The sequence below is a fragment of the Gordonia oleivorans genome (assembly GCF_040044975.1).
Lineage (GTDB): Bacteria > Actinomycetota > Actinomycetes > Mycobacteriales > Mycobacteriaceae > Gordonia > Gordonia oleivorans.
On record NZ_JBDZDI010000008.1, the window covers coordinates 131,922 to 153,061 of the forward strand.

A 21,140-nucleotide genomic window follows, 5' to 3' on the forward strand; every position below is an offset into this window, starting at 1 on the left:
ACCTACCGTGTGGGTGAAATCGGATGGAACCGACCGGCGTCGCGCTGCGTCCAACTCGACATGGAACCGGTCCTCGAGTATTTCTTCGGCACCGGCGACGGTGATCCCACCCACTGGCACACCGCCGCCGATGCCGATCCCGACGGTGACGGCGTGCGCAACGCGCTGTGGCTGGACTTCGACGGCGACGGGCGCGCCGACGACCTGATGTGGGATGTCGACGGCGACGGTGTCGTCGATGTGGCTGCCCTCGACCTCGACGATGACGGCACCGGGGAGGCGTGTTTCCGCGACAGCGGCAACGGGGTGTGGGCGATCCCGACCGCCCGGCCGGGGGAGGCGGCACCGGCGCCGCCGTCCGCGGAGCCGGAGACACCCGCCACTCCACCGACCCCGCCACCGACCCGCGTCGAGTCACATGACCTCGACGGCGACGGCGTCCCCGACGTGGAGGTGATCGTCGAGGGGGGAGCCGTCCGCCGATTGTCCATCGACGACGACCACGACGGCACCGCCGATCAGATCCTCGTCGACACCGACGGCGACGGGGTCGTCGATGATTACGAGGAGGGTGCCACCGGGTCGCGGTGAGACACCGCCGGCTGGATGGCGCGCACCGCGAACACACCGCACACATAGACCAACGACCCGATGATCACCAACGCCACCGAGCGCCCGGTCGGCCCGATGACCAGCGCGGTGATCACCATGGCGATCACGTAGGCGATGTTGAACAGCGCATCCTGGGCGGAGAACACCTGGCCGCGGACGCTGTCGCCGATGTCGACCTGCATGGCGACGTCACCGCACAGTTTGGTGGTCTGGCCGACGAGGCCGAGCAGTAGGGCGGCGACGCAGAAGCCGGGCACGGTGAAGGTGAGCAGGATCAGTTCGGCGGCCGCGCCGAGTGCCAGCGTCGCGATCAGGGTGGTGCGTCGCCCGAATCGGGCCACCGACAGCGGCGTGGTGAAGGCCGCCACGAACGCACCCGCGGCGACGAGACCGAGCACCAGGCTGATGGTCGCCAGGCCGTCGCCCTGGCCGGTGTGCCGGGCGAAGACGAACAGCATCAGGGTGTTCAGACCGAACACGAGACGATGCACCCCGATGGCCGAGAGCGCGGCGGCGGCCGGTTTGCAGTGAACAATCGCCCGGGTGCCGTGCCCGAAACCCACGGCGACCGCGTGCAGCGCCGAATGCCCGATGTCGTCGGGCTGGTCGGGTCCGAGCAGCCGCGGCGGGAAACCGCGCGCGATGATCGCCGCGATGAGAGCGATGAGCACGCCGGCCAGGGTGGTCTCGGCGCTACCCACGTTGCCGGTACCGACGAGGTCGCGGACGCCGAAGGCGATCCCCGCACCCACCGACAGCATCGCCCCGCCCAACGTGGTGAACAGGGCGTTGACCGCGACGATCACCTCGCGGTGCGCGACATGCGGCAACGACGCCGACAACCCGGACGCGACGAATCGGCTGGCGCCGGTGACGGCCAGCGCACTGATGAGCACGAGCGTGTCGGGACTGCCGGTGGCGATCGCGATGGCGACGAGCCCGATCAGGACCGCGCGGATGACGTTCGCCCACAACAGGACACTGCGTCGGTCCCAGCGGTCGAGCAATGCGCCGGCGAACGGACCGAGCACCGAATAGGGAAGCAGCAGCACGGCGAATCCGAGCGCGGCCGCCAACGGGTCGGCGTGCCGTTCCGGATTGAACAGCACCCCGCCGATGAGGGCGGCCTGGAAGACGCCGTCGGTCAGTTGGCTGGTCAGGCGTACGGCGAGGAGCCGGGACAACCCCGGCGAATGATGCAGGGAATGGGTAAAGGTCTTCCACGAGGACGCGCCATGAGTCGCCGTGGGGTTCACGGGCCTACAGTACCGACTGGGCCGGGCAGCCATGCGATGATGGTTCTCGTGGACGGCGGTGACAGCGCAGACGATCCCACCCCGGATCTGCCCGACGGCATCGGGGGTGGTGGGTCGAGCGCGGATGCGGCCCGCGACATCGAATCGGCGAACTCCATCCGGCCCGGCACACTGCTGTTGGCGTCGACGGATCTGATCGAACCGACCTTCGCCCGCACGGTCATCTACGTCATCGAACACAACGACGCCGGCAGTCTCGGCGTCGTGATCAATCGGCTCAGCCAGACCGCGGTGCACAATGTGATGCCGTCGTGGACCGACGTCACCGCGGCGCCGCGGGCCCTGTTCATCGGCGGTCCGGTGAAGCAGGATTCGGCCCTGTGCCTCGGCGTGATCCGACGCGGCGTGGATGTCGGCGATGTCGAGGCGATCCGCCCGGTCAGCGGCCGGGTCGCGCTCATCGACCTCGACGCCGACCCGGAACTCATCGCGACCGTCGTCGAGGGGGTGCGGATCTTCGCCGGTTACGCCGGCTGGGGAATCGGGCAACTCGACTCGGAGATGGAGACCGACAGCTGGATGCTGGCGTCGGCGCTGCCTCGGGATGTGCTGGCCCCGCCCTCGGTCGACATCTGGGCCGACGTCCTGCGCCGACAGCCCTGGCCGATGCCGCTGCTGGCCACCCACCCGGTCGACGTATCCATGAATTGAGTGATGTGACCGTTCTGCGGTTATCGTCGCGAGGGTGAACGCTTTCGCCGATTGGTTGATCCACGTGATCGAGTCGGTGCCTGCGTGGGCGGTGTATCTGATCGCCGGCGGGGCGGTGTATGCCGAGACGGCGTTGCTGTTGGCGGGGCTGATCATGCCCAGCGAGGCATTGCTGCTGGCGGCGGGAGTGGCCGCCGCGGTCGGCCAGACCAACATCGTCGCGTTGATCGTGATCGCGTGCATCTGTGCGATCGCCGGTGATGTCACCGGCTACTGGCTGGGTCGTCTCGGCGGACCGCGGTTGCGTGGTTCGGCGTTGGGCCGCCGGTTCGGGGAGCAGCGCTGGGACCGCGCGCAGCAACGGATCGACACCTCCGGGATCGTCGTCGTGACGACGGGCCGGTGGATCGGTTACGTCCGGTCGATCGTGCCGCGGGTGGCGGGGATGACGCAGATGCGGTTCGCCCGATTCGGTGCGGCCGACGTGGTCGGCGCCGTCAGCTGGGTGACGACGGTGCTGCTGGTCGGCTTCTTCGCCGGCGCCGTGCTGGGTGCGACGATCCTGCTGTACGCGGTTCTCGTGGTGGTGTCGCTGGTGGCGGTGCTGCTGGCCGGGAAGTGGGCGATGGCCCGCTGGCATCACCGCGCCGGCCCGGTGATCGAGGAGCCGCTCGGCCCGGTGATCGAGGAGCCTCTCGGCTCAGCGGGCGGCCTCGTCGGAGGTGTCGGCGGCGGCTTCCCGGGCGTAGCGGGTGGCCATCCAGGAGCAGATGATGAGCTGGATCTGGTGGAAGATCATCAGCGGCAGCACGATCAGACCGACCACCGAGCCGCTGAACAGGACCGTCGCCATCGGTAGCCCGGTGGCCAGGCTCTTCTTCGTTCCGCAGAACTGGATCGCGATGACGTCCTCGCGGCTGAAGTGCAGCCGACGCGGCAGCCAGCCGGTGAACCACAGCATCGCCACCACCAACGCGGTCGCGATCGCCGCCATCGCCACCACCTGCCACGCGTCGACGATCGACCAGATGCCGTTGCGCACGCCCTCACTGAACGCCGCGTAGACCACCAGCACGATGGAGCCGCGGTCGACGAGCTTGGTGGGTTCGGCGAACCGCTTCAGGAAGGGGCTCACCCAGGGCCGGCACAGTTGTCCGAGGACGAACGGGACGAGGATCTCGGCGACGATCTTCCCGATCGACGAGCCGGTGATGTGCACGCCGTTGGTCCCCGACATCAACGCCACCACCAGCAGCGGGGTGAGCACCACCCCGATCAGATTCGACGCCGACGCACTGACGATCGCGCCGGCCACATTGCCCCGCGCGATCGAGGTGAACGCGATGGAGGACTGCACCGTCGAGGGGACCAGGCACAGGTAGAGCATGCCGGCGGCGAGGTCGTGGCCGAGCAGGGGACGCAGCACCGGTTGCAGTGCGAGCCCGATCAGCGGGAAGGCGACGAAGGTGAACGACAGGATGATCAGGTGCAGTCGCCAGTGCGCCAGCCCCTCGAGGGCCTGACGCGGATGCAGCCGCGCACCGTAGAGGAAGAACAGCAGAGCGATCGCGACGACGACCACCCAGTCGAGGACGTCGGCGAAGGTGCCGCGGGCCGGGAAGATCGCGGCGATACCCACTGCGGCGAGGATTGCGAGGATGAAGCCGTCGATGGGGGAACGGCTCAGCAGAGAACGCACCGACGCTCAGACCCGGCTGGTGGCGGTGTCGTCGTCGCCGAGGCAGGCCCCGCGCAGGGTGCACGACGCGCAGCTCGACTCGCCGCAGTCGGCGGCCTCGGAGCCGGCGGTCACGGAGCCTGCGGCATCGGAACCGGCAGTCGCGGATTTCGTTGTGGCGGGTGCCTCATCGTGATCATGGGCGTCCGCGCCCGAACAGCAGGAGCAGCCCGCATCGGAGTCCTCGGACGACGCCCACCGGGCCGCGCGCACCGCGTAGCCGCTGACCGCGCCGACGATGATCAGCGCGCCCACCGCGGCACCCACGCCGAAGAGGTATGACCATGCGGAATCGACACCGAGGGTGAGCAGGCCGCCGGCGAGAAGGATCACGGCGGCGCCGATCGTGCCCGGCGCGGCGACCCGGTTGGCCACGGCGAAGGCGTCGTCGGAGCTCAGCGTCTCGGGCGAGCGCACGCCCACCCACCGGTTGCGGCGCAGCGTTCCGCGCAGACCCGCGACGCCGACGGCAAGCCACACCAGGGCCGGCACGAAGACGACGACGGCGACGATGATGGACACGACACTCACCCGACCACCATACGAGCCCGGCGCCGTCGGGGCGAAACCGGCGCCTGCGCGGCCGGGCCGCCGGTGCAGACGCGCAGAGGCGACCATTTACGCTGGTGGAGTGACTTCAGCGGATACTTCGCGCAGCAACGGCTCCTCGGCAGGCGCCTCATCGGTGGCCGACGGTGCCCCCGGCACCCACCGTTACACCGCCGAGCTCGCCGGTCAGATCGAGCGGCGCTGGCAGCGGAACTGGGCCGATCGGCACGCCTACGAGGCGCCCAACCCGGTGGGCCCGCTCGCCGGTGACCTGACCCCCTACGGCGGCGCGTCGGCCGACGCCCCGGACAAGGTGTTCGTGCAGGACATGTTCCCGTATCCGTCGGGGGCGGGCCTGCACGTCGGGCATCCGCTCGGCTTCATCGCCAGCGACGTCTACGCCCGCTATCAGCGGATGATCGGCAAGAACGTGCTGCACACGATGGGCTTCGACTCCTTCGGGCTGCCCGCCGAGCAGTATGCGGTGCAGACCGGAACCCATCCGCGCACGACCACCGAGGCCAACATCGAGCGCTACCTCGGACAGATCCGCCGTCTGGGTCTCGGCCATGACGAGCGTCGGCGGGTGGCCACCACCGATGTCGACTTCTACCGGTGGACGCAGTGGATCTTCGCCCAGATCTACAACGCCTTCTACGATGCCGAGCAGGGTAAGGCCCGCCCCATCTCGGAGCTGATCGACGAATTCGACTCCGGCGCACGCACTCTCGACGGCACCGCGTATGCGGGCCAAACCTGGGCGGAGCTGAGCGGTGCCGGGCGCAACGAGGTCATCGACTCCTATCGTCTTGTGTACCAGAGTGATTCGCTGGTCAACTGGTGCCCGGGTCTGGGCACCGTGCTGGCCAACGAGGAGGTCACCGCCGACGGCCGCAGCGACCGCGGCAACTTCCCGGTGTTCCGCAAGCACCTGCGGCAGTGGATGATGCGGATCACCGCGTACTCCGACCGGCTGCTCGACGATCTCGACGACCTGGACTGGCCGGAGAAGGTCAAGACCATGCAGCGCAACTGGATCGGGCGCTCGCGTGGTGCGCAGGTGCGTTTCGCGGTCCCGTCCGCCGACGCCGCGATCGAGGTGTTCACCACCCGGCCGGACACGCTGTTCGGCGCCACCTATATGGTGCTCAGTCCCGAGCATCCGCTGGTGGACACGCTGACCGCGGGCGCCTGGCCCGACGGCACCGATGAGCGCTGGACGGCGCAGGCCGCCACCCCGGCCGACGCGATCGCCGCCTACCGCAGCTCGATCGCCGCGAAGTCGGATCTGGAACGGCAGGAGAACAAGGAGAAGACCGGTGTCTTCACCGGCACCTTCGCCACCAATCCCGTTGACGGGCGCGATGTTCCGGTGTTCATCGCCGACTACGTGCTGATGGGATACGGCACCGGCGCCATCATGGCGGTGCCCGCCCACGACACCCGTGACCACGAGTTCGCGACCGTCTTCGGGTTGCCGATCCGTGAGGTCATCGGCTCCGAGCAGGGTGTGGACGCCGAGGCCTTCGTCGGCGACGGCCCGCTGGTGAACTCCGACTTCCTCGACGGCATGCGCGTCGAGGAGGCGAAGGCCGCGATCATCGCCTGGCTCGAGGAGCGTGGCGCCGGTACCGGCACCATCCAGTACAAGTTGCGGGACTGGCTGTTCGCGCGGCAGCGCTACTGGGGTGAGCCGTTCCCGATCGTCTACGACGACGCCGGACAGGCGCACGTGTTGCCGGAATCGATGCTGCCGGTGGAACTCCCGGAGGTCGACGACTACGCACCGGTCTCCTTCGATCCGGAGGACGCCGATTCCGAACCGTCGCCGCCGCTGGCCAAGGCCACCGACTGGATGACCGTGGAACTCGACCTGGGTGACGGGCTCAAGACCTACACCCGCGACGCCAACGTGATGCCGCAGTGGGCGGGCAGCTCCTGGTACCAACTGCGCTACATCGATCCCACCAACGAGGACACGTTGTGCGCCAAGGAGAACGAGGCGTACTGGATGGGTCCGCGACCGGCGCTGCACGGTCCGAACGATCCCGGTGGGCTCGACCTCTACATCGGTGGTGTCGAGCATGCGGTGCTGCACCTGCTGTATTCACGCTTCTGGCACAAGGTGCTCTTCGACCTCGGCTACGTGACGAGCCGGGAACCGTACCGAAAGCTGTTCAACCAGGGCATGATCCAGGCGTATGCCTACAAGGACGCCCGCGGCATCTACGTGCCGGCCGAGGAGGTGACCGAACGCGACGGCGGCTTCTTCTACAACGGTGAGCCGGTCACCCAGGAGTACGGCAAGATGGGCAAGTCGCTGAAGAACTCGGTGACCCCCGACGACATCGCTACCGACTACGGCGCCGACACCCTGCGCGTCTACGAGATGTTCATGGGACCGCTGGATCAGTCGCGGCCGTGGGCCACCAAGGACGTCGTCGGGTCGCAGCGCTTCCTGCAGCGCATCTGGCGGCTCGTCGTCGACGAGGAGACCGGCGCCGGCCGGGTCAGCGACGCCGACGCCGATGAGGACACACTTCGCCTGCTGCACAAGACGATTGCCGGTGTGCGGGAGGATTACGAGGCGCTGCGCAACAACACCGCGGTCGCCAAGCTGACCGTGCTGACCAATCACCTGACGAAGAATTTCGAGGCCACCGGCGCGCCCCGCGCGATCGTCGAGCCGCTGGTGCTGATGCTGGCGCCGCTGGCCCCGCACATCGCCGAGGAACTGTGGCACCGTCTCGGTCACGAGGATCTGCTGGTGCGCGGACCGTTCCCGATCGCCGACGACGCCCTGCTGGTGGAGGACACCGTCGAGATCGTGGTGCAGGTGAAAGGCAAGAAGCGCAGCGTCATTCAGGTCGCCGCCGACGCCGACGAGGCCACGTTGCGGACCGCCGCACTCGCCGACGAGAAGATCGTCGGCCTGCTCGACGGTGAGCCGCGCAAGGTGATCGTGGTGCCCGGACGGCTCGTCAACATCGTGCCGTGAGCACTCGATGACGCGTGGGCCGGGGAAGTGACCTACTTCCCCGGCAGTTTCCGGGCGTAGTCGGAGCCGAGGGTCACCCAGCGGGTGAGCTGGCGTTCGGTGCGCACACCCTCGTCGGTGACGCGGATCCATCCGCGCGTCTGCCGGCCGGACATGATCATCGGATCGGTGTGCGGGTACTCGAGCAGGGTCTCGGTTTCCTCGGGCGGTACCCGGACCATCAGGCCGCCGCGTGAGCTCGCCGCGAGCACCATGTTGCCGTTGATGAGGAATGCCAGGCCGCCGAACATCGGCTTCTCGTCGACGTTGGATTCGGCAGCCAGCATCGCGCGGATGCGGAGGGCGAGATCCTCGTCGTAGGCCACCCCACGAGGGTAGGACGCATCGGTGTGTGCGGCCAGCGGCGTCGGCGACCGTGATTGTCTCGGTGAGAGTTCGTGGCTATATCGTGCACCACACTTGCGTCTATCTTACCGATGAGTAAGATAGGCCCATGGCGATCAACCTCGAACTCCCGAAGAAGTTCGACTCCGCGGTCGAACAGGCACACCTGGCGGCCGAGCACATCTTCCGGCCGATCTCCCGCACCTATGATGCGGCCGAGCATGAGTACCCCAAAGAGCTCGATGAACTGGGCAAACTGGTCAAGGAGTCGCGGGCCAAGACCAGGGAGGCCGAGAAGGCGGAGCCGTCGTCGACGGCCGACACCGTCAACGGCGCCAACATCCGCGGCGTGCTGCACGGCGTGGAGATGGGCTGGGGCGACGTCGCCCTGATGCTATCGATTCCGTATCAGGGACTCGGTAACGCCGCGATCTCGGCGGTGGCCAACCCCGAACAGCTCGAGAAGTTCGCCGGGGTGTGGGCGGCCATGGCGATCACCGAGCCGAGCTTCGGTTCCGACTCGGCCGCCGTCTCCACGACCGCCACCCGCGACGGCGACGACTACGTCATCAACGGGGAGAAGATCTTCGTGACCGCGGGTTCGCGCGCCGATCACGTCGTCGTGTGGGCCACCGTGGACAAGAGTGCCGGCCGCGCGGCCATCAAGAGTTTCGTCGTCCCGCTCGATGCCGACGGTGTCAGCGTGGTGCGGCTCGAGCACAAGCTGGGCATCCGTGCCTCCGACACCGCCGTGCTGCGGTTCGAGAACGCCCGCGTACCCGCCGATCACCTGCTCGGTTCCCCGGAGGTCGAGACCAAGAAGGCGTTCGCCGGGGTCATGCAGACCTTCGACAACACCCGTCCGGTGGTGGCGGCGATGGCGGTCGGCGTGGGCCGCGCCGCCCTCGAAGAACTGCGGGCCCTGCTCGAGGGTGCCGGCCACACGATCGACTACGACGCGTCCACGACCACGATGCATGCCGCGGTCGCGGAGTTCATCCGCCTCGAATCCGATTGGGAGGCATCGTGGTTGCTCGCGCTGCGGGCCGCCTGGATGGCCGACAACAAGCAGCCGAACTCCCTCGAGGCGTCGATGTCGAAGGCCAAGGCCGGACGGATGGTCACCGACGTCACCAACAAGGCGGTGGAACTCGGTGCGACGGCGGCATATTCGGAGACGATGCTGCTGGAGAAGTGGGCGCGCGACGCCAAGATCCTCGACATCTTCGAGGGCACCCAGCAGATCCAGCAACTGATCATCGCCCGCCGGATCCTCGGGAAGTCCAGCGCCGACCTGAAGTAGGTTTCAGCGCAACAGGTTACGTCGCAGCCGCTCTTCGCGGGCCAGGCGCTCGGCGTCGCGTCGGCGTCGTTCGGCGAGGATCGCCGCGAGCACGAGTTCATACGGTGCGCCCGACGGCGGGGCGGGTGCCACGTACGGCGCGACCGCGATGATCAGCCGATCCGACAGCGCGCGACGCGCGGCCGGGGTGTACTGCTCGGCGCGCGTGAGGAACAGGCGCAGTGAGATGGCGGTCGAGTCCGGTATCGACGAGAGGTCGGCGGTCCGCGCCCAGGGTTCGAGCATCGGCGGCATGCCGACGGGGTCGGGCATCTGGAAGCGGAAGCGGTCGCGGATCACGTACGTCCCGGCGACCATGTCGCCGAGGCGTTTGTTCTTCCGGCTGATGGCCGACGCGATGAGCGCCGGGACGCCGAAGAAGGTGTAGATCTCGACGACGCCGAGCATGGCGCGCGTCAACGCATGCCGGAACTGGATCGGCCCGGCGTCGTCGCGGACGGTACGCAGGCCGAGCGCCAGATGCCCCAGGGTCTTGCCCCGGGTGGTGGTCTCCACGATCGTCGGCAGCGCCGCCCACGCCAGCACCACCGACATCGTGGCGCAGGCGCCGAACAGGGCCTCGTCGGTGGCCAATTTGAACGACAGCCACAGCAGGAAGATCAGGACGGCCATCCCCACGACGAAGTCGATGAGGCCGGACGCGATGCGCAGTCCCAGCGATGCGGCGGGCAGATCGAGGGCGACCGCCTCCCCGGACACCAGATCGTCGCGGCCGACGCCCACCGTCGCGGGTACGCCCCGACCCCAGGCCGCGGTGCCCGCCGGCGCGGCCGGGTACGGCCCGCGCGGCGACGGGGGAGCCATCGGATACATACGCGACACTCTAACCAGCACGTCGGCCGCGGCTTCGGCGGACAGCCGACCGAATGACGGTGCCGTGGCCGGATCGGCCCCGGTGAACATCGCAGCCACTACCATGTCGGCGTGGATCTCGATGCCTACGTGGCGGCCAAGAAGCCGACCTGGGACCGACTCGACGAATTGTCGCGTCGGCGTCGGCTCACCGGCTCGGAGGCCGACGAGATGATCGACGAGTATCAGAAGGTGGCGACGCACCTGTCGGTGATCCGATCCAGCGCCCCCGACCCCGCGCTCGTCGGATACCTGTCGTCGCTGCTGGCCCGGGCGCGGTCGCGGGCGGCCGGGGTCAAACTCGGCGCCTGGGCGACCCTCGGGCGTTACCTCGGACGCACCTTCCCGGCCGCGCTGTATGCGACCCGCTGGTGGTGGCTGACGACGATGATCGCCTCGGTGCTCGCCATGGTGGCGTTGACGTGGTGGTTCCTCGATCATCCGCGGGTGGAGACCAGTTTCGGCTCACCACAGGAGATCGAGGAACTCGTCAACAACGACTTCGCGAACTACTACTCCGAGCACGCGGCAACCTCGTTCGCATTTCGCGTGTGGTCCAACAACTTCTGGCTCGCGGCCACCTGTATCGCCTTCGGGGTGTTCGGGTTACCGGTGATCATGGTGCTGTGGAGCAACGTGCTCAACCTCGCCGTCACCGCGTCGATCATGATCCGGCACGGCCGCGCCGACGTGTTCTTCGGCCTCATCACCCCCCATGGGCTGCTGGAGATGACCTGCCTGTTCGTGGCCGCCGGCGTCGGACTCCGCGTCTTCTGGGCGTGGGTGGCGCCCGGCGACACGCCGAGGCTGCAGTCGCTGGCCGCGCAGGGTCGCGCCGCCATCGGCATCGCCCTCGGGCTGGTGGGGCTGCTGCTGATCACCGGCATCATCGAGGCCTTCGTCACGCCGTCGCCGCTGCCCACCTGGGCGCGCATCGGGATCGGTGTCACCGTGTGGGTCGGCTTCTTCGTCTACGTCTTCACGCTCGGACGGTGGGCGTACAACGACGGCGAGCGCGGCGACATCGACGCCGCCGACCGTGATTTCATGGCACCGGTAGCGTGAGTCGGATGACGATCGACATCCGCCAGGAGACGACGCAGGATCGACCCCGTATCCGGGACATCATTTTGGCGGCCTTCGACGACGGCACCGATGGGGAGGACGCGGTCGAGGCCGCGTTGACCGACGCGTTGTTCGCCGACGACGGCTATCTGCTCGCTCTGTCGCTCGTCGCCGTCGACGACGGTGAGATCGTCGGCTTCGTGATCGGCACCCGCGGCTGGGTCGGCGACGATCCCGCGATCGGCATCGGGCCCCTCGCGGTCATCCCGCACGCCCAGGGCGGTGGCATCGGTTCGGCCCTCATGACGCGGCTGATCGACGACGCGGCGGCCGCCGGCGAGCACGTCCTCGCGTTGCTCGGCGATCCCGAGTACTACGCCCGGTTCGGCTTCCGGACGGCCGCCGACCTGGGGATCGAAGCACCGGACCCCGAGTGGGGTAGGCACTTTCAGGCACTGCGAATCCCGGAGGGGCAATCGGAATCGCCGATCCGCGGCACGTTTCGGTACGCCGCACCCTTCGATGAGCTGTGACATTCAGTAGCTGATCGGAGTCACCTCAGAAGGGTGGTGGTGCGCCGTCATCAGGCACGACGGGGTATCGCTTCTTGCGTCGTCTCGGGCGTGGCGGGTTCAAAGGGTCGACGCCATCGGCGATGCGGGTCCGGTTGCGTTCGCGTTCGCGGCGTCGCCGTTCGTACTTGGCGGCGAGCCGATCCCGCTTGCTGGTGGGGATGACCCCGGGTTCCCGTGGTGCCGGTGGTGCGGCTGGTGGGTCGGCGAACCGGTAGCGACGCAACCCGCCGAAGAAGTCTTCGAGGGTTTCCGCCGGCCCCGGAATGTTCAGCCCTTCCGGCGTGGTGAAGACGGTGACCAGCCGTCCGTTCTCGTCGCGGTACTGGTCATCGAGCCAGCGGGAGTGCGTTTTCTGCAGGTGATGTCCACGGCACTTGGCGTTCAGCCCGTCGGGGGTGGTCTGTCCACCGAGTTCGGGGTGCTCGTGGTCGTATTCGTGCACGTGATCACAATCGCCGTCGAAGGCACTACCCCGGCAGGCGGGGATGACGCACTCACCGTGACGCATCCGGATGAATGTGTCCAACGCCGTCGACAGTCGGTATGGATCCGACGGCAACGCCGACGGGAGTTCGACGTCCTCGGGATTCACGCCCTTGGGCACCATCCGTCGGATCGTGGTCGGGTATCGGCTGATCAGATCGAGGATCTGCTCGGGGATGACCGCACCCTGCCCGACGAGGTAGCCGAGGTTCCCGTCGATCGGCATCTCGGCGGCCGAAACGGTGCTGCCCGAGCGGGATTCGGCGTCGGCGGGCGCGGCGTCCGTGTCATCGTCGGGCGCCGCATCGGGAGGTCCATCGTCGGCGGGTTCGGGTGGCGGTTCCGCAGCGACATCCGTTTCTGCGCTTGCGCTCTCGGCGTCCGAGCCGCATTCGTCGGGCAGAGTCATCTGCACCGCACGCGTGTCGGTATGCGTGGCCGGCTCGGGCTCGGGTTCCTTCTCGAGCTCAGGCTCGAGATCCGGCTCGGATGCGGGCTTCGGTTCCGTACGGCGCGACTGAACTACCGATTGGCGTGCACCTCCACCGGATTCGTCGCCGGCATCGGACCGTCCCCGTCCTTGCGCCTGCCGCTCCTGTTCCTGGCGCTCCTGTTCCTGGCGCTCCTGTTCCTGTTGGCGTTCCTCGATCGCCGCAGCGGTGGTCTCATCGGCGATGACGTGCAGCACGATCTGCACATCCGGAATACAGCCCGGTTCCGGAATGTCGGCGGGGCAGTCCTCTTTGCCGCATTCACACGCGAACTGCGTCCCCGACAACAACGAGTACATGGCATCGGCCTGGCGTTGCCGCCGCGTCCGCGGGTCTTTCCGGCAGGCGCAGTCGGCCAGGGCGGCGATCGTCTTCTCCGCGATCGTGATGTTCTCCGCGGACATGGTGCCGGTGATCTCCCCGGTCCCATCCCCCTCGAAATGAGTGAACACACCCCGCTTGTCCAGGTTCCGTTTCCGCGGTTCCCGCACGGCGTCCGGAGCATGCTGGAACACGATCTTGTCGACCATGTCCCGCAAACTCGTCGCCGGCCACTGCCCCTGCCTGCTGAACAACCGCTCGGCGATCGCTGCGTCGACCAGCGCGGTGTTCGGATGCAAGGCCGGCCCCGGATCGAGCAGGTTGGTGCGGTCGATCAGGGTCCGGAACTGGCTGTGGCTGATCCGCCCCTCGCGTAGTGCCCGCCCCGTCTTCGGCAGGCGGGTGGCCATCACGATCGCCTCATCCAGCATCCGCCGGGTGGTCACCATCGCCAGGTTGCGGGTGCGGGAGATGTGTTCGGCCGCGATCTGCGCGTACTCCGCCGACTCGTCCAACGGCCGGTCGGTCAGACACCTCACCACATACGCGGTGAAATACGAATCCAGCCACGCCATATAGGAACGGCACCGATCCAACTCGGTCATCGCGACCAACACCTCGTTGATCGAATGCTGATCCAACCGATCCGGATCCACCCCGAACAGAAACTCCGGCGGCAACCCCGGCCACGGCGACGGCCCCTGCTTCAACAACGCGTCGCGCACATCCCCACGAATCCGCGCGCTCCATGGAATGCTGCTCACCCTCGCCCCCTCGAACAAGATGACCGTCGAAGCTCTCTTCGATCTGACCATCATTGTAAAGACGGCCACCGACAAAACCGTTCACGCCGACGATCGGCCACCCCATCTGTGGACCAATCGACTTCTGGGGACAACTCAGCTCCGCGCCCGACGTCGGGTGACGGACGGTGGCCCCGACCGCGACCCGCTCGGTCCGGCGAATACTCCTACTCGCAGGATCGTCGGCACTCGGCCGCGCATCGAATCACGAAGGGCCCCACCGAAACTGCTACAACAGCCCGCGTGACTTGAGCACCAGGTAGTGATCGGCCAGAGCGGCCGGGAGGTGTTCGGGATCGGCATCGACCACGTCGACCCCGATGCGTCCCAGCGCCGATTCGGTCCGTTCACGCACCATCAGGGTGCGCGCCGCCGCGGCTGCCTCGTAGATCTCGGCGGCGTCGTCGCGTCGCGCACTCATCTCCTCCACCGCCGGGTCGCGGACCGAGCCGATGATCACCTTGTGCCGCAACGCGAGCACCGACAGTGGAGCCAGCAGCGATTCCTCCACCGCGGCCGGTTCGAGCGGCGTGAGCAGCACGACCAGCGCCCGTTGGCGCGTAAGCGTGGTGACCTCGGCGGCGAGCAACGGCCAATCCGCCTCCAGCAGAGCCGGTTGCAGCTCGGTCATCGCGTTGACCAGGTCGCCGAGGAGGGTGGTGCGCGGCGATCCGACGACACGTCGGTGGATCACCCGGTCACCGGCGATCAGGTCGACCCGATCACCGGCGTGGGCGGCCAACGCCGACAACAGCAGTGCCGCATCCATCGCCGCGTCGAGGCGGGGCGCGTCACCGACGCGTGCGGCGGAGGTCCGTGAGGTGTCCAGCACGATGATGATGTGGCGGTCCTTCTCCGGTTGCCAGGTGCGCACCACCACCGAGCGTCGGCGTGCCGTCGCGCGCCAGTCGATGCTGCGGACGTCATCGCCCTCGACATAGTCACGCAGCGAATCGAATTCGGTGCCCTGACCGCGGATACGCACGGCCGACCGACCGTCGAGCTGGCGTAGTCGGGCCAGGCGTGACGGGAGATGCTTGCGTGAATTGAACGGTGGCAGAGCACGAATCACCCCGGGCAGGGGATAGCTGTGCTGTCGTGCGGCCAGGCCGAGCGGACCGGGGCGTCGGATGGTCGCGCGTACCGCGAGCCGATCACCGCGACGCACCGGCACCAGAACCGTGGTCAGTTCCCGGCGTTCCCCCGGCGGGATGTCGAGGTCGTGCTCACCGGACCGCACCCCGGCCGAGGGCTGCCACGAATCACGCAGCCGCCCTCTGAATCTCCGGGTCCCGACATTCTCGGCGACGATCACCGACGAACCGGCACCGCCGAGACGGATTGGTGCCGACGGAAGGCGATACAGTCGCAGTGCCGTCGAACCGGCCGCGAGCAGATCGACCGCCATCACCACCGCGCAGGCGAACACCCACAGCAACACCACCCACACGTGGGGGAACACCACCGCGGGAATGATGCCCAGCGCGAGGAGGGCGACGAAGCGGCCGGTCAGCACCATCAGCGCGGGACCGGCACCGAGTGGATCGCGGCGTCGAGCACCGCGGCCACCGAGACGCCCTCCAACTCCGCCTCCGGACGCAACGAGAGCCGATGGGCCAGAGTCGATTGCGCGAGTGCCTTGACGTCGTCCGGGGTGACGAAGTCACGGCCGGACAGCCACGCCCAGGCACGGCTCGTGGACAACAATGCGGTGGCACCGCGCGGACTGACCCCCAATGCCAGCGACGGCGAACTGCGGGTGGCGCGCGCGATGTCGACGATGTACGCGGCGATCGCCGGCGCCACCGCCACATGCCGGATCGCGTCGGCGCCGGCCACGATGTCGGCCGCCGAGGCCACCGGTCGCAGGCCCGCGGCGGTCAGGTCGCGCGGGTTGAATCCGGCTGCGTGCCTGCTCAATACGGTGATCTCGTCGTCGCGCGGCGGGATCGGCAACGTGACCTTCAGGAGGAACCGGTCCAACTGGGCCTCGGGCAGCGGATAGGTGCCCTCGTATTCGACGGGATTCTGGGTGGCCGCCACCAGGAACGGGTCGGGCAGCGGCCGCGGCACACCGTCGACGGAGACCTGACGTTCCTCCATCGCCTCCAGCAGGGAGGCCTGGGTCTTGGGTGGGGTGCGGTTGATCTCGTCGGCGAGAAGCAGATTGGTGAAGACGGGGCCGGGCCGGAAGGTGAACTCGGAGGTGGCGTTGTCGAAGATCAGCGAGCCGGTGACGTCACCGGGCATCAGATCCGGGGTGAACTGCACCCGTTTGGTGTCCACCGCCAACGCCTGCGCCACCGATCGCACCAGCAGGGTTTTCGCCACTCCCGGAACACCTTCGAGCAGGATGTGACCACGGCACAGCAGCGCGATGAGGATACCGGCGACGGCCGGGTCTTGTCCGACAACCGCTTTGGCGACCTCGGCGCGGACCGCACCCAGGGTCTGACGTGGATCGCGGGCTGCGGCTCCGGCAGTGTCCGTGGCTCCGGCGGTGTCCTTGGCGACGGAGACGGCGGGCTCGGAGGGCGCAGTGGGGTGAGGGGTCGCGGGTTCAGAGGTCATGGTGTGCGTCGAACTTCCTTCTCGAGGTCGGTCAGGTCGGAGGTGAACTGCGCCAGCTGGGTGTCGTCGGTGGGGAGTGGGCCGGCCAGCAGCGCGGCGACCTGCCGGGAGTCGCGTCCGGTCGCCGACGCGACGGCGGCAACGACGGAATCCAGCGCCGGGTCGTGCTCGATCGGCGTGTCCGAGGAGATCGCGTCGAGGGCCCGGACCGGGTCGTAGGCCAGGCCGAGGTAGCGGGCGATCGACGCGGTGGTGTGCACGCGCAGAATCGCCGCGGCACGCCCGGCGTCGGCGGCCTTGCGGTAGAGGCGTCCCCGTGACCGGGTCGTCTCGATGGCCTTGACGACGGCCGGAAGTGGTTCGGCGACAAGTGGTCCGAATCGGCGTCCACGCCACAGCGAGACGGCGATCGCGACGAAGAAGGCGAGGAAGAACAATGGCCACACGATCGACGGGAGGACGGATTCCTCATCGTCGTCCTCGCTCTCGACACGATCGGAGGGCCGGGGAACGTACCAGAGCACGTTGTCGCCGGTGGCCATGGTGCGCACGGTGACCCCGGCATTGTCGACGTCGGCCAGATCGGAGTTGGTGGTCATCGCGCCGGTCATCACGATCGTCTCGGGCAGGTCGGCCGAGGGATCGGCGACCACCACCTCGGCGCCGGGTGTTCCCGCCGCCGGATCGTTCGCCGACCCGGAGGGGAAGCACGACACCGTCGACGACGCATCGGTGGCCACGTAGTGGGCGGTCGACGGCGTCACCGTATCGGTCGGTTCGATTCCGGCGACGCTGCAGTCCGCACGGATGTCCGACTGGCCGAAAACCACACTGCTCGACTCGGTCACCGGGAGACCGAGGGCGTCCAGCACCGTATCGTTCGCGTCGACGAGCACCACCCGTCTCGCGCCCCGGACCCGCTCGGCAAACGCCCGGGCGGTCTCGGCGGTCATCGCCGGCGTGTTGGTGACCACGACGGTGGTGTCGCCGTCGGGTTTCGGGGTGACCGTCAGATCGGCAAGTCCGCGAACGACCTTCACGTCGACGCCGTGGTCACCGATGATGTTCGCGAGGGCACTGGAACCGTTCCCGCTGTAATTGCCGGGATCGCCGGGGACGGAGTTGCCGCGGTCGTCGGCGGACCCGCCGACGGCGACGATCGCCAGGATCGCGACGATGACCAGGATGACCGCGGCAATCGGCAACCAGATCCACAGGGCCCGCCGGCGGTTCCGGCGGGGCGGGGCCGGCACCGGGCCCGTCGATGCGGCGGCGGTGCCTCCGGCAGAGACGTCGGTGGTCATCGCGGCACCGCGAATCCCTCGACGGCAGCGGGTGTCGTCGACGTCGCCGGCCGGGTCGCGCGCAGGGACTCATCGAGATCGAGGACGAGGCGGGCCTGCTCGGCGGTGGCGTGCCGGTATCCGTAGACCACCGCGTCGAACAGGTTGGCCGCGTAGGTGAGTTCGCGTCCGTGGTCGGGGAACGGCGTGCGTAGGCGCACCGCCACCTCGTGTGCGGTCAGCGACGGGGCGTCGCGCAGCACACCCCGTTCGGCGGAGCGCCGGGTCAGCGCACGCATCGCCTCGCGTACACATCCGTCGTGATCGCCGGCGGCGAGCATCTCCTCGGCCTTGCGACGAAACTCCTTGGCCGACAACGGGTCACCGCCCAGGACCGGACCGACCTCGGCGTCGGAATCGGAGCGTGGCGTGCGGCGGACGAAGAGTAGCGCGTAGACGATCAATGCGAGGACGAGCAGCCCCAGCACGACCCCGATGATCGTGGCGACACTCGCATCCGACCAGAGCAGATCCCCGACCCGGTCGGTGAACCAGCGCGAGAGCCCGTCGGCGAGTCGGTCGAGCAGACCGGGTTGTGGGGGCTGATAGCGCGATCCCGACAACTCGTCGCGGGCCCACTGGCGGGCCTGGTCGTTGTCAGGCGAGAGTCCGTCGGCGAGAAGGATGATCGAGCCGCTCATCGCGGGCCTCCCCGCGCGGCGGCGATCTGGGCGAGTTGTTGGTCGTAGCCCTCGCGCCGGATCCGGGCGTCGACGTGCAGCAGCGACGTCGCGATCGCCTCGACGGGGGAGACCAGCGCGGTGATCAGCGGTACCAGAACCGCTGCGGAGACGAGGGCGGCCACCCCGCCGCTTCCGGTGGCATCGGAGATCATCTCCGATGACATACCCAGCACCCCGTTGATGATCCCGGAGAGGATCCAGATGAGGAGCAGCACAACGAAGTAGCGCCAGAAGGATCGGTGCGTCAGCGTCGCGGACCGGCGGATCGCGGCGAGCGGGCCGAGCCGTTCGATCACCACCGCCGCCGGGGCGAGCGCGATCCGCACGGTGACCCAGATGGTCGGGATGATCGCCGCGACTCCGACGAGGAGGATGGCCGCGACGACGAGATCGTCGTCGCCGCCCGTCAGCGAATCGAGGGCGAGGACGACGACGTCGGGAATGCAGAACACCCCGCACAGCACCAGCGCCACCGCCAGGATGCGCCCGCCGACGGGACGGACCTGAGCCCACAGTTCCGCCCACGTGGTGCGCACGCCGACCGCGGCGGCGTTGAGCGGGTAGGCCAGGGGGCCGGCCGCCAGGGCCACGACCGCCGCGCCGATCAGTGAGTTCGCCCAGTCGTTGTCCATCGCGCCCAACCACGACGTGAGGTCGGGATGTCCGCCGGATTCGACGGTGACGATCACTGCGGCGAGGACGGCCGAGACGACGGTCAGGAGAGCGGTGAGACCGGCCGTGATCCCGAAGGTGATGCCGGGGAAGAATCGGATCGCCGAGAACGTGGCGTCGATCAGGTCACGTGTGTCGAGCGGCCGCAACGGTACGACGCCGGGCTTGTGCGCGGGTGTCGGCTGCTGCCACACCGGCGGTGGCTGCGGTCCGCCGATGGCCGATCCCCACTGCACCGGACCACTCGGCACCGGATCCCACTGCACCGAACCCCCTTGCGGACCCGTGGGCCCGTCCGGTGGGTAGGTCATCGCGGCTCCTCACAGCGGGTCGTCGGGGTCGCGCGTGATCCCCGGTTCGTTTGAGCACGCATCGGCGTTCGCCAACGTGTCGGCGAACATATCAAACACCCAACCCTGCCCCGCCTGCCGACGCGGCGTCAGTCCCGATCGTTTGATCGCATGACGTGGTGCGCGACTGCTACCGTGAAACTAGAACACGTTCTCGTTTCACCGGAAGGGCACCCATGACCGTCGAGCAGGACACCGCCGAACTCAGCGACAAGATGAACGCCGTCGTCGAGAACTACATCGAGTACCTCACCAGTGGCACCGCCGAACAGATCGCCGATCTGTACGCCGCCGGCGCCACGGTCGAGGATCCGATCGGCGCCGACATCCGCACCACCCGCGAGCAACTGGTGGAGTTCTACTCGGTGATCACCGGCATGGACGAGCGCACCGCGACCCTGAAGTGGAAGAAGACCGCCGGCGACACCGCGGTCTTCGAGTTCACCCTGGTCACCGGCACCTCCGGGATGCGCTTCGAGATCACCCCGGTCGACATCATGGTGTTCGACGCCGACGGCAAGATCACCTCGATGCGTGCGGTGTGGCAGGCCTCCGACCTGGTCCAGTTGTGACGCCCTGAAGCGTCACCGACGTCCGGTCGGCCGCAGCACGATCTCGGTGGGGTGGGCGTCGGCAGGCGTGTGGATCGCCATCACCACGGCCGCGGCCACCGTCGTCGGGGCGAGGAACTGCGACGCGTCGTACTCCTTGCCCTCGATGGCGATGAGGTCGCGTTGCATGTCGGTGTCGATGCGGCCGGGGAACACCGAGGTGACTCGCAGGTCCGGTTCCTCGGCCCGCAGGGCGTCGGCCAGCGCGCGCAGCCCGAACTTGCTCGCCGCGTACGGCGCCCACCCGGGATTGGCGCGTTGACCGGCACCGGAGTTGATGAAGACGACGTGCCCGCCCGCCGCTCGCAGTGCCGGGAGCAGCAGCCGGGTGAGCTCGGCCGCGGCGATCAGGTTCACCTCGAGGACGTGACGCCACTCGTCGGCGGGTGTCCCGCCGACCGGTGACAGGCTGCTGCCCACCCCGGCGTTGTGCACCAGCACGTCGAGGGAGGTGATGGCCTCCGCGGCGGCCTCGACGGCGTCGTGGTCGGTCAGCTCCACCGGAAAGGTCGAGGCGCCGTCGAGCTGCGTGGTCAAGGTATCCAGCTCGGCCGACGGTCGGCCGCCGAGCAGCAGGTCGTGGGTGGGGGCGAGTTGCCGGGCGATCTCGGCGCCGAGTCCGCGGCTCGCGCCGGTGATCAGTGCGGTGGGCATGGGGTCGAGCCTAGAGCGCGCGACTGCGCTCGCCCGGCGGCATCGGGGTCCGCGG

Annotated in this window: 19 protein-coding genes and 1 pseudogene; 8 read left to right on the top strand and 12 right to left on the bottom strand. The window is 68.4% G+C overall.

Annotation, left to right across the window (positions count from 1 at the left end):
- Window positions 1-9 precede the first annotated feature (9 nt).
- The gene (locus ABLE92_RS14360; protein WP_348805456.1) at window positions 10-591 is read left to right on the top strand and encodes a hypothetical protein; all 582 of its coding nucleotides are present in this window, start codon (window positions 10-12) and stop codon (window positions 589-591) included.
- Here the strand turns inward: ABLE92_RS14360 and ABLE92_RS14365 are convergent.
- Window positions 561-1,868: an MFS transporter gene (locus ABLE92_RS14365; RefSeq protein ID WP_348805457.1), complete on the bottom strand. Its 1,308-nt coding sequence runs from the start codon at window positions 1,866-1,868 to the stop codon at window positions 561-563. The two genes, ABLE92_RS14360 and ABLE92_RS14365, sit on opposite strands and share 31 nt — an antisense overlap.
- A gap of 36 nt (window positions 1,869-1,904) precedes the next feature.
- On the opposite strand from ABLE92_RS14365, the gene ABLE92_RS14370 reads away from it, so the two are divergent.
- Window positions 1,905-2,579, top strand: coding sequence for a YqgE/AlgH family protein (locus ABLE92_RS14370; RefSeq protein ID WP_348805458.1), 675 nt, complete (start codon window positions 1,905-1,907; stop codon window positions 2,577-2,579).
- A gap of 154 nt (window positions 2,580-2,733) precedes the next feature.
- Window positions 2,734-3,048, top strand: a pseudogene (locus ABLE92_RS14375) (DedA family protein); the annotation flags it as partial.
- Window positions 3,049-3,279: 231 nt separating this feature from the next.
- Here the strand turns inward: ABLE92_RS14375 and ABLE92_RS14380 are convergent.
- The gene (locus ABLE92_RS14380; protein WP_348805459.1) at window positions 3,280-4,278 is read right to left on the bottom strand and encodes a bile acid:sodium symporter family protein; all 999 of its coding nucleotides are present in this window, start codon (window positions 4,276-4,278) and stop codon (window positions 3,280-3,282) included.
- Window positions 4,279-4,284: 6 nt separating this feature from the next.
- A complete protein-coding gene (locus ABLE92_RS14385; RefSeq protein ID WP_348805460.1) occupies window positions 4,285-4,848 on the bottom strand; it encodes an SdpI family protein in 564 nt (187 codons plus the stop codon).
- Window positions 4,849-4,948: 100 nt separating this feature from the next.
- On the opposite strand from ABLE92_RS14385, the gene leuS reads away from it, so the two are divergent.
- Entirely contained in the window at window positions 4,949-7,864 is a 2,916-nt protein-coding gene (gene leuS / locus ABLE92_RS14390; RefSeq protein ID WP_348805461.1) for a leucine--tRNA ligase, read from the top strand.
- Window positions 7,865-7,896: 32 nt separating this feature from the next.
- Here the strand turns inward: leuS and ABLE92_RS14395 are convergent, their stop codons facing one another.
- On the bottom strand, window positions 7,897-8,229 hold the full coding sequence (locus ABLE92_RS14395; protein WP_348805462.1) for a TfoX/Sxy family protein: 333 nt from the start codon (window positions 8,227-8,229) through the stop codon (window positions 7,897-7,899).
- Between the two features lie 128 nt (window positions 8,230-8,357).
- Between ABLE92_RS14395 and ABLE92_RS14400 the strand changes: the two genes are divergently transcribed.
- Window positions 8,358-9,551, top strand: a complete 1,194-nt coding sequence (locus tag ABLE92_RS14400) for an acyl-CoA dehydrogenase family protein (RefSeq protein WP_348805463.1) — start codon at window positions 8,358-8,360, stop codon at window positions 9,549-9,551.
- Between the two features lie 3 nt (window positions 9,552-9,554).
- Here the strand turns inward: ABLE92_RS14400 and ABLE92_RS14405 are convergent, their stop codons facing one another.
- Window positions 9,555-10,424, bottom strand: coding sequence for an RDD family protein (locus ABLE92_RS14405; protein WP_496560808.1), 870 nt, complete (start codon window positions 10,422-10,424; stop codon window positions 9,555-9,557).
- Between the two features lie 111 nt (window positions 10,425-10,535).
- Here ABLE92_RS14405 and ABLE92_RS14410 point away from each other — a divergent pair, with 111 nt between their 5' ends.
- Both ABLE92_RS14410 and ABLE92_RS14415 read left to right on the top strand, forming a co-directional pair.
- Window positions 10,536-11,528, top strand: coding sequence for a stage II sporulation protein M (locus ABLE92_RS14410; protein WP_348805464.1), 993 nt, complete (start codon window positions 10,536-10,538; stop codon window positions 11,526-11,528).
- A gap of 5 nt (window positions 11,529-11,533) precedes the next feature.
- Complete coding sequence (locus tag ABLE92_RS14415) at window positions 11,534-12,061, top strand: GNAT family N-acetyltransferase (RefSeq protein ID WP_348805465.1); 528 nt, start codon at window positions 11,534-11,536, stop codon at window positions 12,059-12,061.
- Window positions 12,062-12,086: 25 nt separating this feature from the next.
- Here the strand turns inward: ABLE92_RS14415 and ABLE92_RS14420 are convergent, their stop codons facing one another.
- From ABLE92_RS14420 to ABLE92_RS14445, 6 genes are all read right to left on the bottom strand, one after another.
- Complete coding sequence (locus tag ABLE92_RS14420; RefSeq protein WP_348805466.1) at window positions 12,087-14,162, bottom strand: DUF222 domain-containing protein; 2,076 nt, start codon at window positions 14,160-14,162, stop codon at window positions 12,087-12,089.
- 268 nt (window positions 14,163-14,430) lie between these two features.
- Complete coding sequence (locus ABLE92_RS14425; RefSeq protein WP_348805467.1) at window positions 14,431-15,720, bottom strand: DUF58 domain-containing protein; 1,290 nt, start codon at window positions 15,718-15,720, stop codon at window positions 14,431-14,433.
- Window positions 15,720-16,772, bottom strand: coding sequence for an AAA family ATPase (locus ABLE92_RS14430; protein ID WP_348805469.1), 1,053 nt, complete (start codon window positions 16,770-16,772; stop codon window positions 15,720-15,722). Before ABLE92_RS14430 ends, ABLE92_RS14425 begins: the two co-directional genes overlap by 1 nt.
- Window positions 16,769-18,076, bottom strand: coding sequence for a DUF4350 domain-containing protein (locus tag ABLE92_RS14435; RefSeq protein ID WP_348805470.1), 1,308 nt, complete (start codon window positions 18,074-18,076; stop codon window positions 16,769-16,771). Before ABLE92_RS14435 ends, ABLE92_RS14430 begins: the two co-directional genes overlap by 4 nt.
- A complete protein-coding gene (locus ABLE92_RS14440) occupies window positions 18,073-18,756 on the bottom strand; it encodes a DUF4129 domain-containing protein (protein ID WP_348805471.1) in 684 nt (227 codons plus the stop codon). The genes ABLE92_RS14435 and ABLE92_RS14440 overlap by 4 nt, the downstream gene beginning before the upstream one ends.
- A complete protein-coding gene (locus ABLE92_RS14445) occupies window positions 18,753-19,781 on the bottom strand; it encodes a hypothetical protein (protein ID WP_348805472.1) in 1,029 nt (342 codons plus the stop codon). The genes ABLE92_RS14440 and ABLE92_RS14445 overlap by 4 nt, the downstream gene beginning before the upstream one ends.
- Window positions 19,782-19,996: 215 nt before the next feature.
- Here ABLE92_RS14445 and ABLE92_RS14450 point away from each other — a divergent pair, with 215 nt between their 5' ends.
- Complete coding sequence (locus tag ABLE92_RS14450) at window positions 19,997-20,392, top strand: nuclear transport factor 2 family protein (RefSeq protein ID WP_348805473.1); 396 nt, start codon at window positions 19,997-19,999, stop codon at window positions 20,390-20,392.
- A 12-nt stretch (window positions 20,393-20,404) separates the two neighbouring features.
- Here the strand turns inward: ABLE92_RS14450 and ABLE92_RS14455 are convergent, their stop codons facing one another.
- Window positions 20,405-21,085, bottom strand: a complete 681-nt coding sequence (locus tag ABLE92_RS14455; RefSeq protein ID WP_348805474.1) for an SDR family oxidoreductase — start codon at window positions 21,083-21,085, stop codon at window positions 20,405-20,407.
- Between the last annotated feature and the right edge of the window lie 55 nt (window positions 21,086-21,140).

Coding starts and splice junctions, on each gene's coding strand:
- ABLE92_RS14370 (WP_348805458.1), top strand. CDS start 1,905: ATGATGGTTCTCGTGGACGGCGGTGACAGCGCAGACGATCCCACCCCG.
- ABLE92_RS14400 (WP_348805463.1), top strand. CDS start 8,358: ATGGCGATCAACCTCGAACTCCCGAAGAAGTTCGACTCCGCGGTCGAA.
- ABLE92_RS14405 (WP_496560808.1), bottom strand. CDS start 10,424: ATGTATCCGATGGCTCCCCCGTCGCCGCGCGGGCCGTACCCGGCCGCG.
- ABLE92_RS14415 (WP_348805465.1), top strand. CDS start 11,534: ATGACGATCGACATCCGCCAGGAGACGACGCAGGATCGACCCCGTATC.
- ABLE92_RS14425 (WP_348805467.1), bottom strand. CDS start 15,720: ATGGTGCTGACCGGCCGCTTCGTCGCCCTCCTCGCGCTGGGCATCATT.
- ABLE92_RS14430 (WP_348805469.1), bottom strand. CDS start 16,772: ATGACCTCTGAACCCGCGACCCCTCACCCCACTGCGCCCTCCGAGCCC.
- ABLE92_RS14435 (WP_348805470.1), bottom strand. CDS start 18,076: ATGACCACCGACGTCTCTGCCGGAGGCACCGCCGCCGCATCGACGGGC.
- ABLE92_RS14440 (WP_348805471.1), bottom strand. CDS start 18,756: ATGAGCGGCTCGATCATCCTTCTCGCCGACGGACTCTCGCCTGACAAC.
- ABLE92_RS14445 (WP_348805472.1), bottom strand. CDS start 19,781: ATGACCTACCCACCGGACGGGCCCACGGGTCCGCAAGGGGGTTCGGTG.
- ABLE92_RS14450 (WP_348805473.1), top strand. CDS start 19,997: ATGACCGTCGAGCAGGACACCGCCGAACTCAGCGACAAGATGAACGCC.
- ABLE92_RS14455 (WP_348805474.1), bottom strand. CDS start 21,085: ATGCCCACCGCACTGATCACCGGCGCGAGCCGCGGACTCGGCGCCGAG.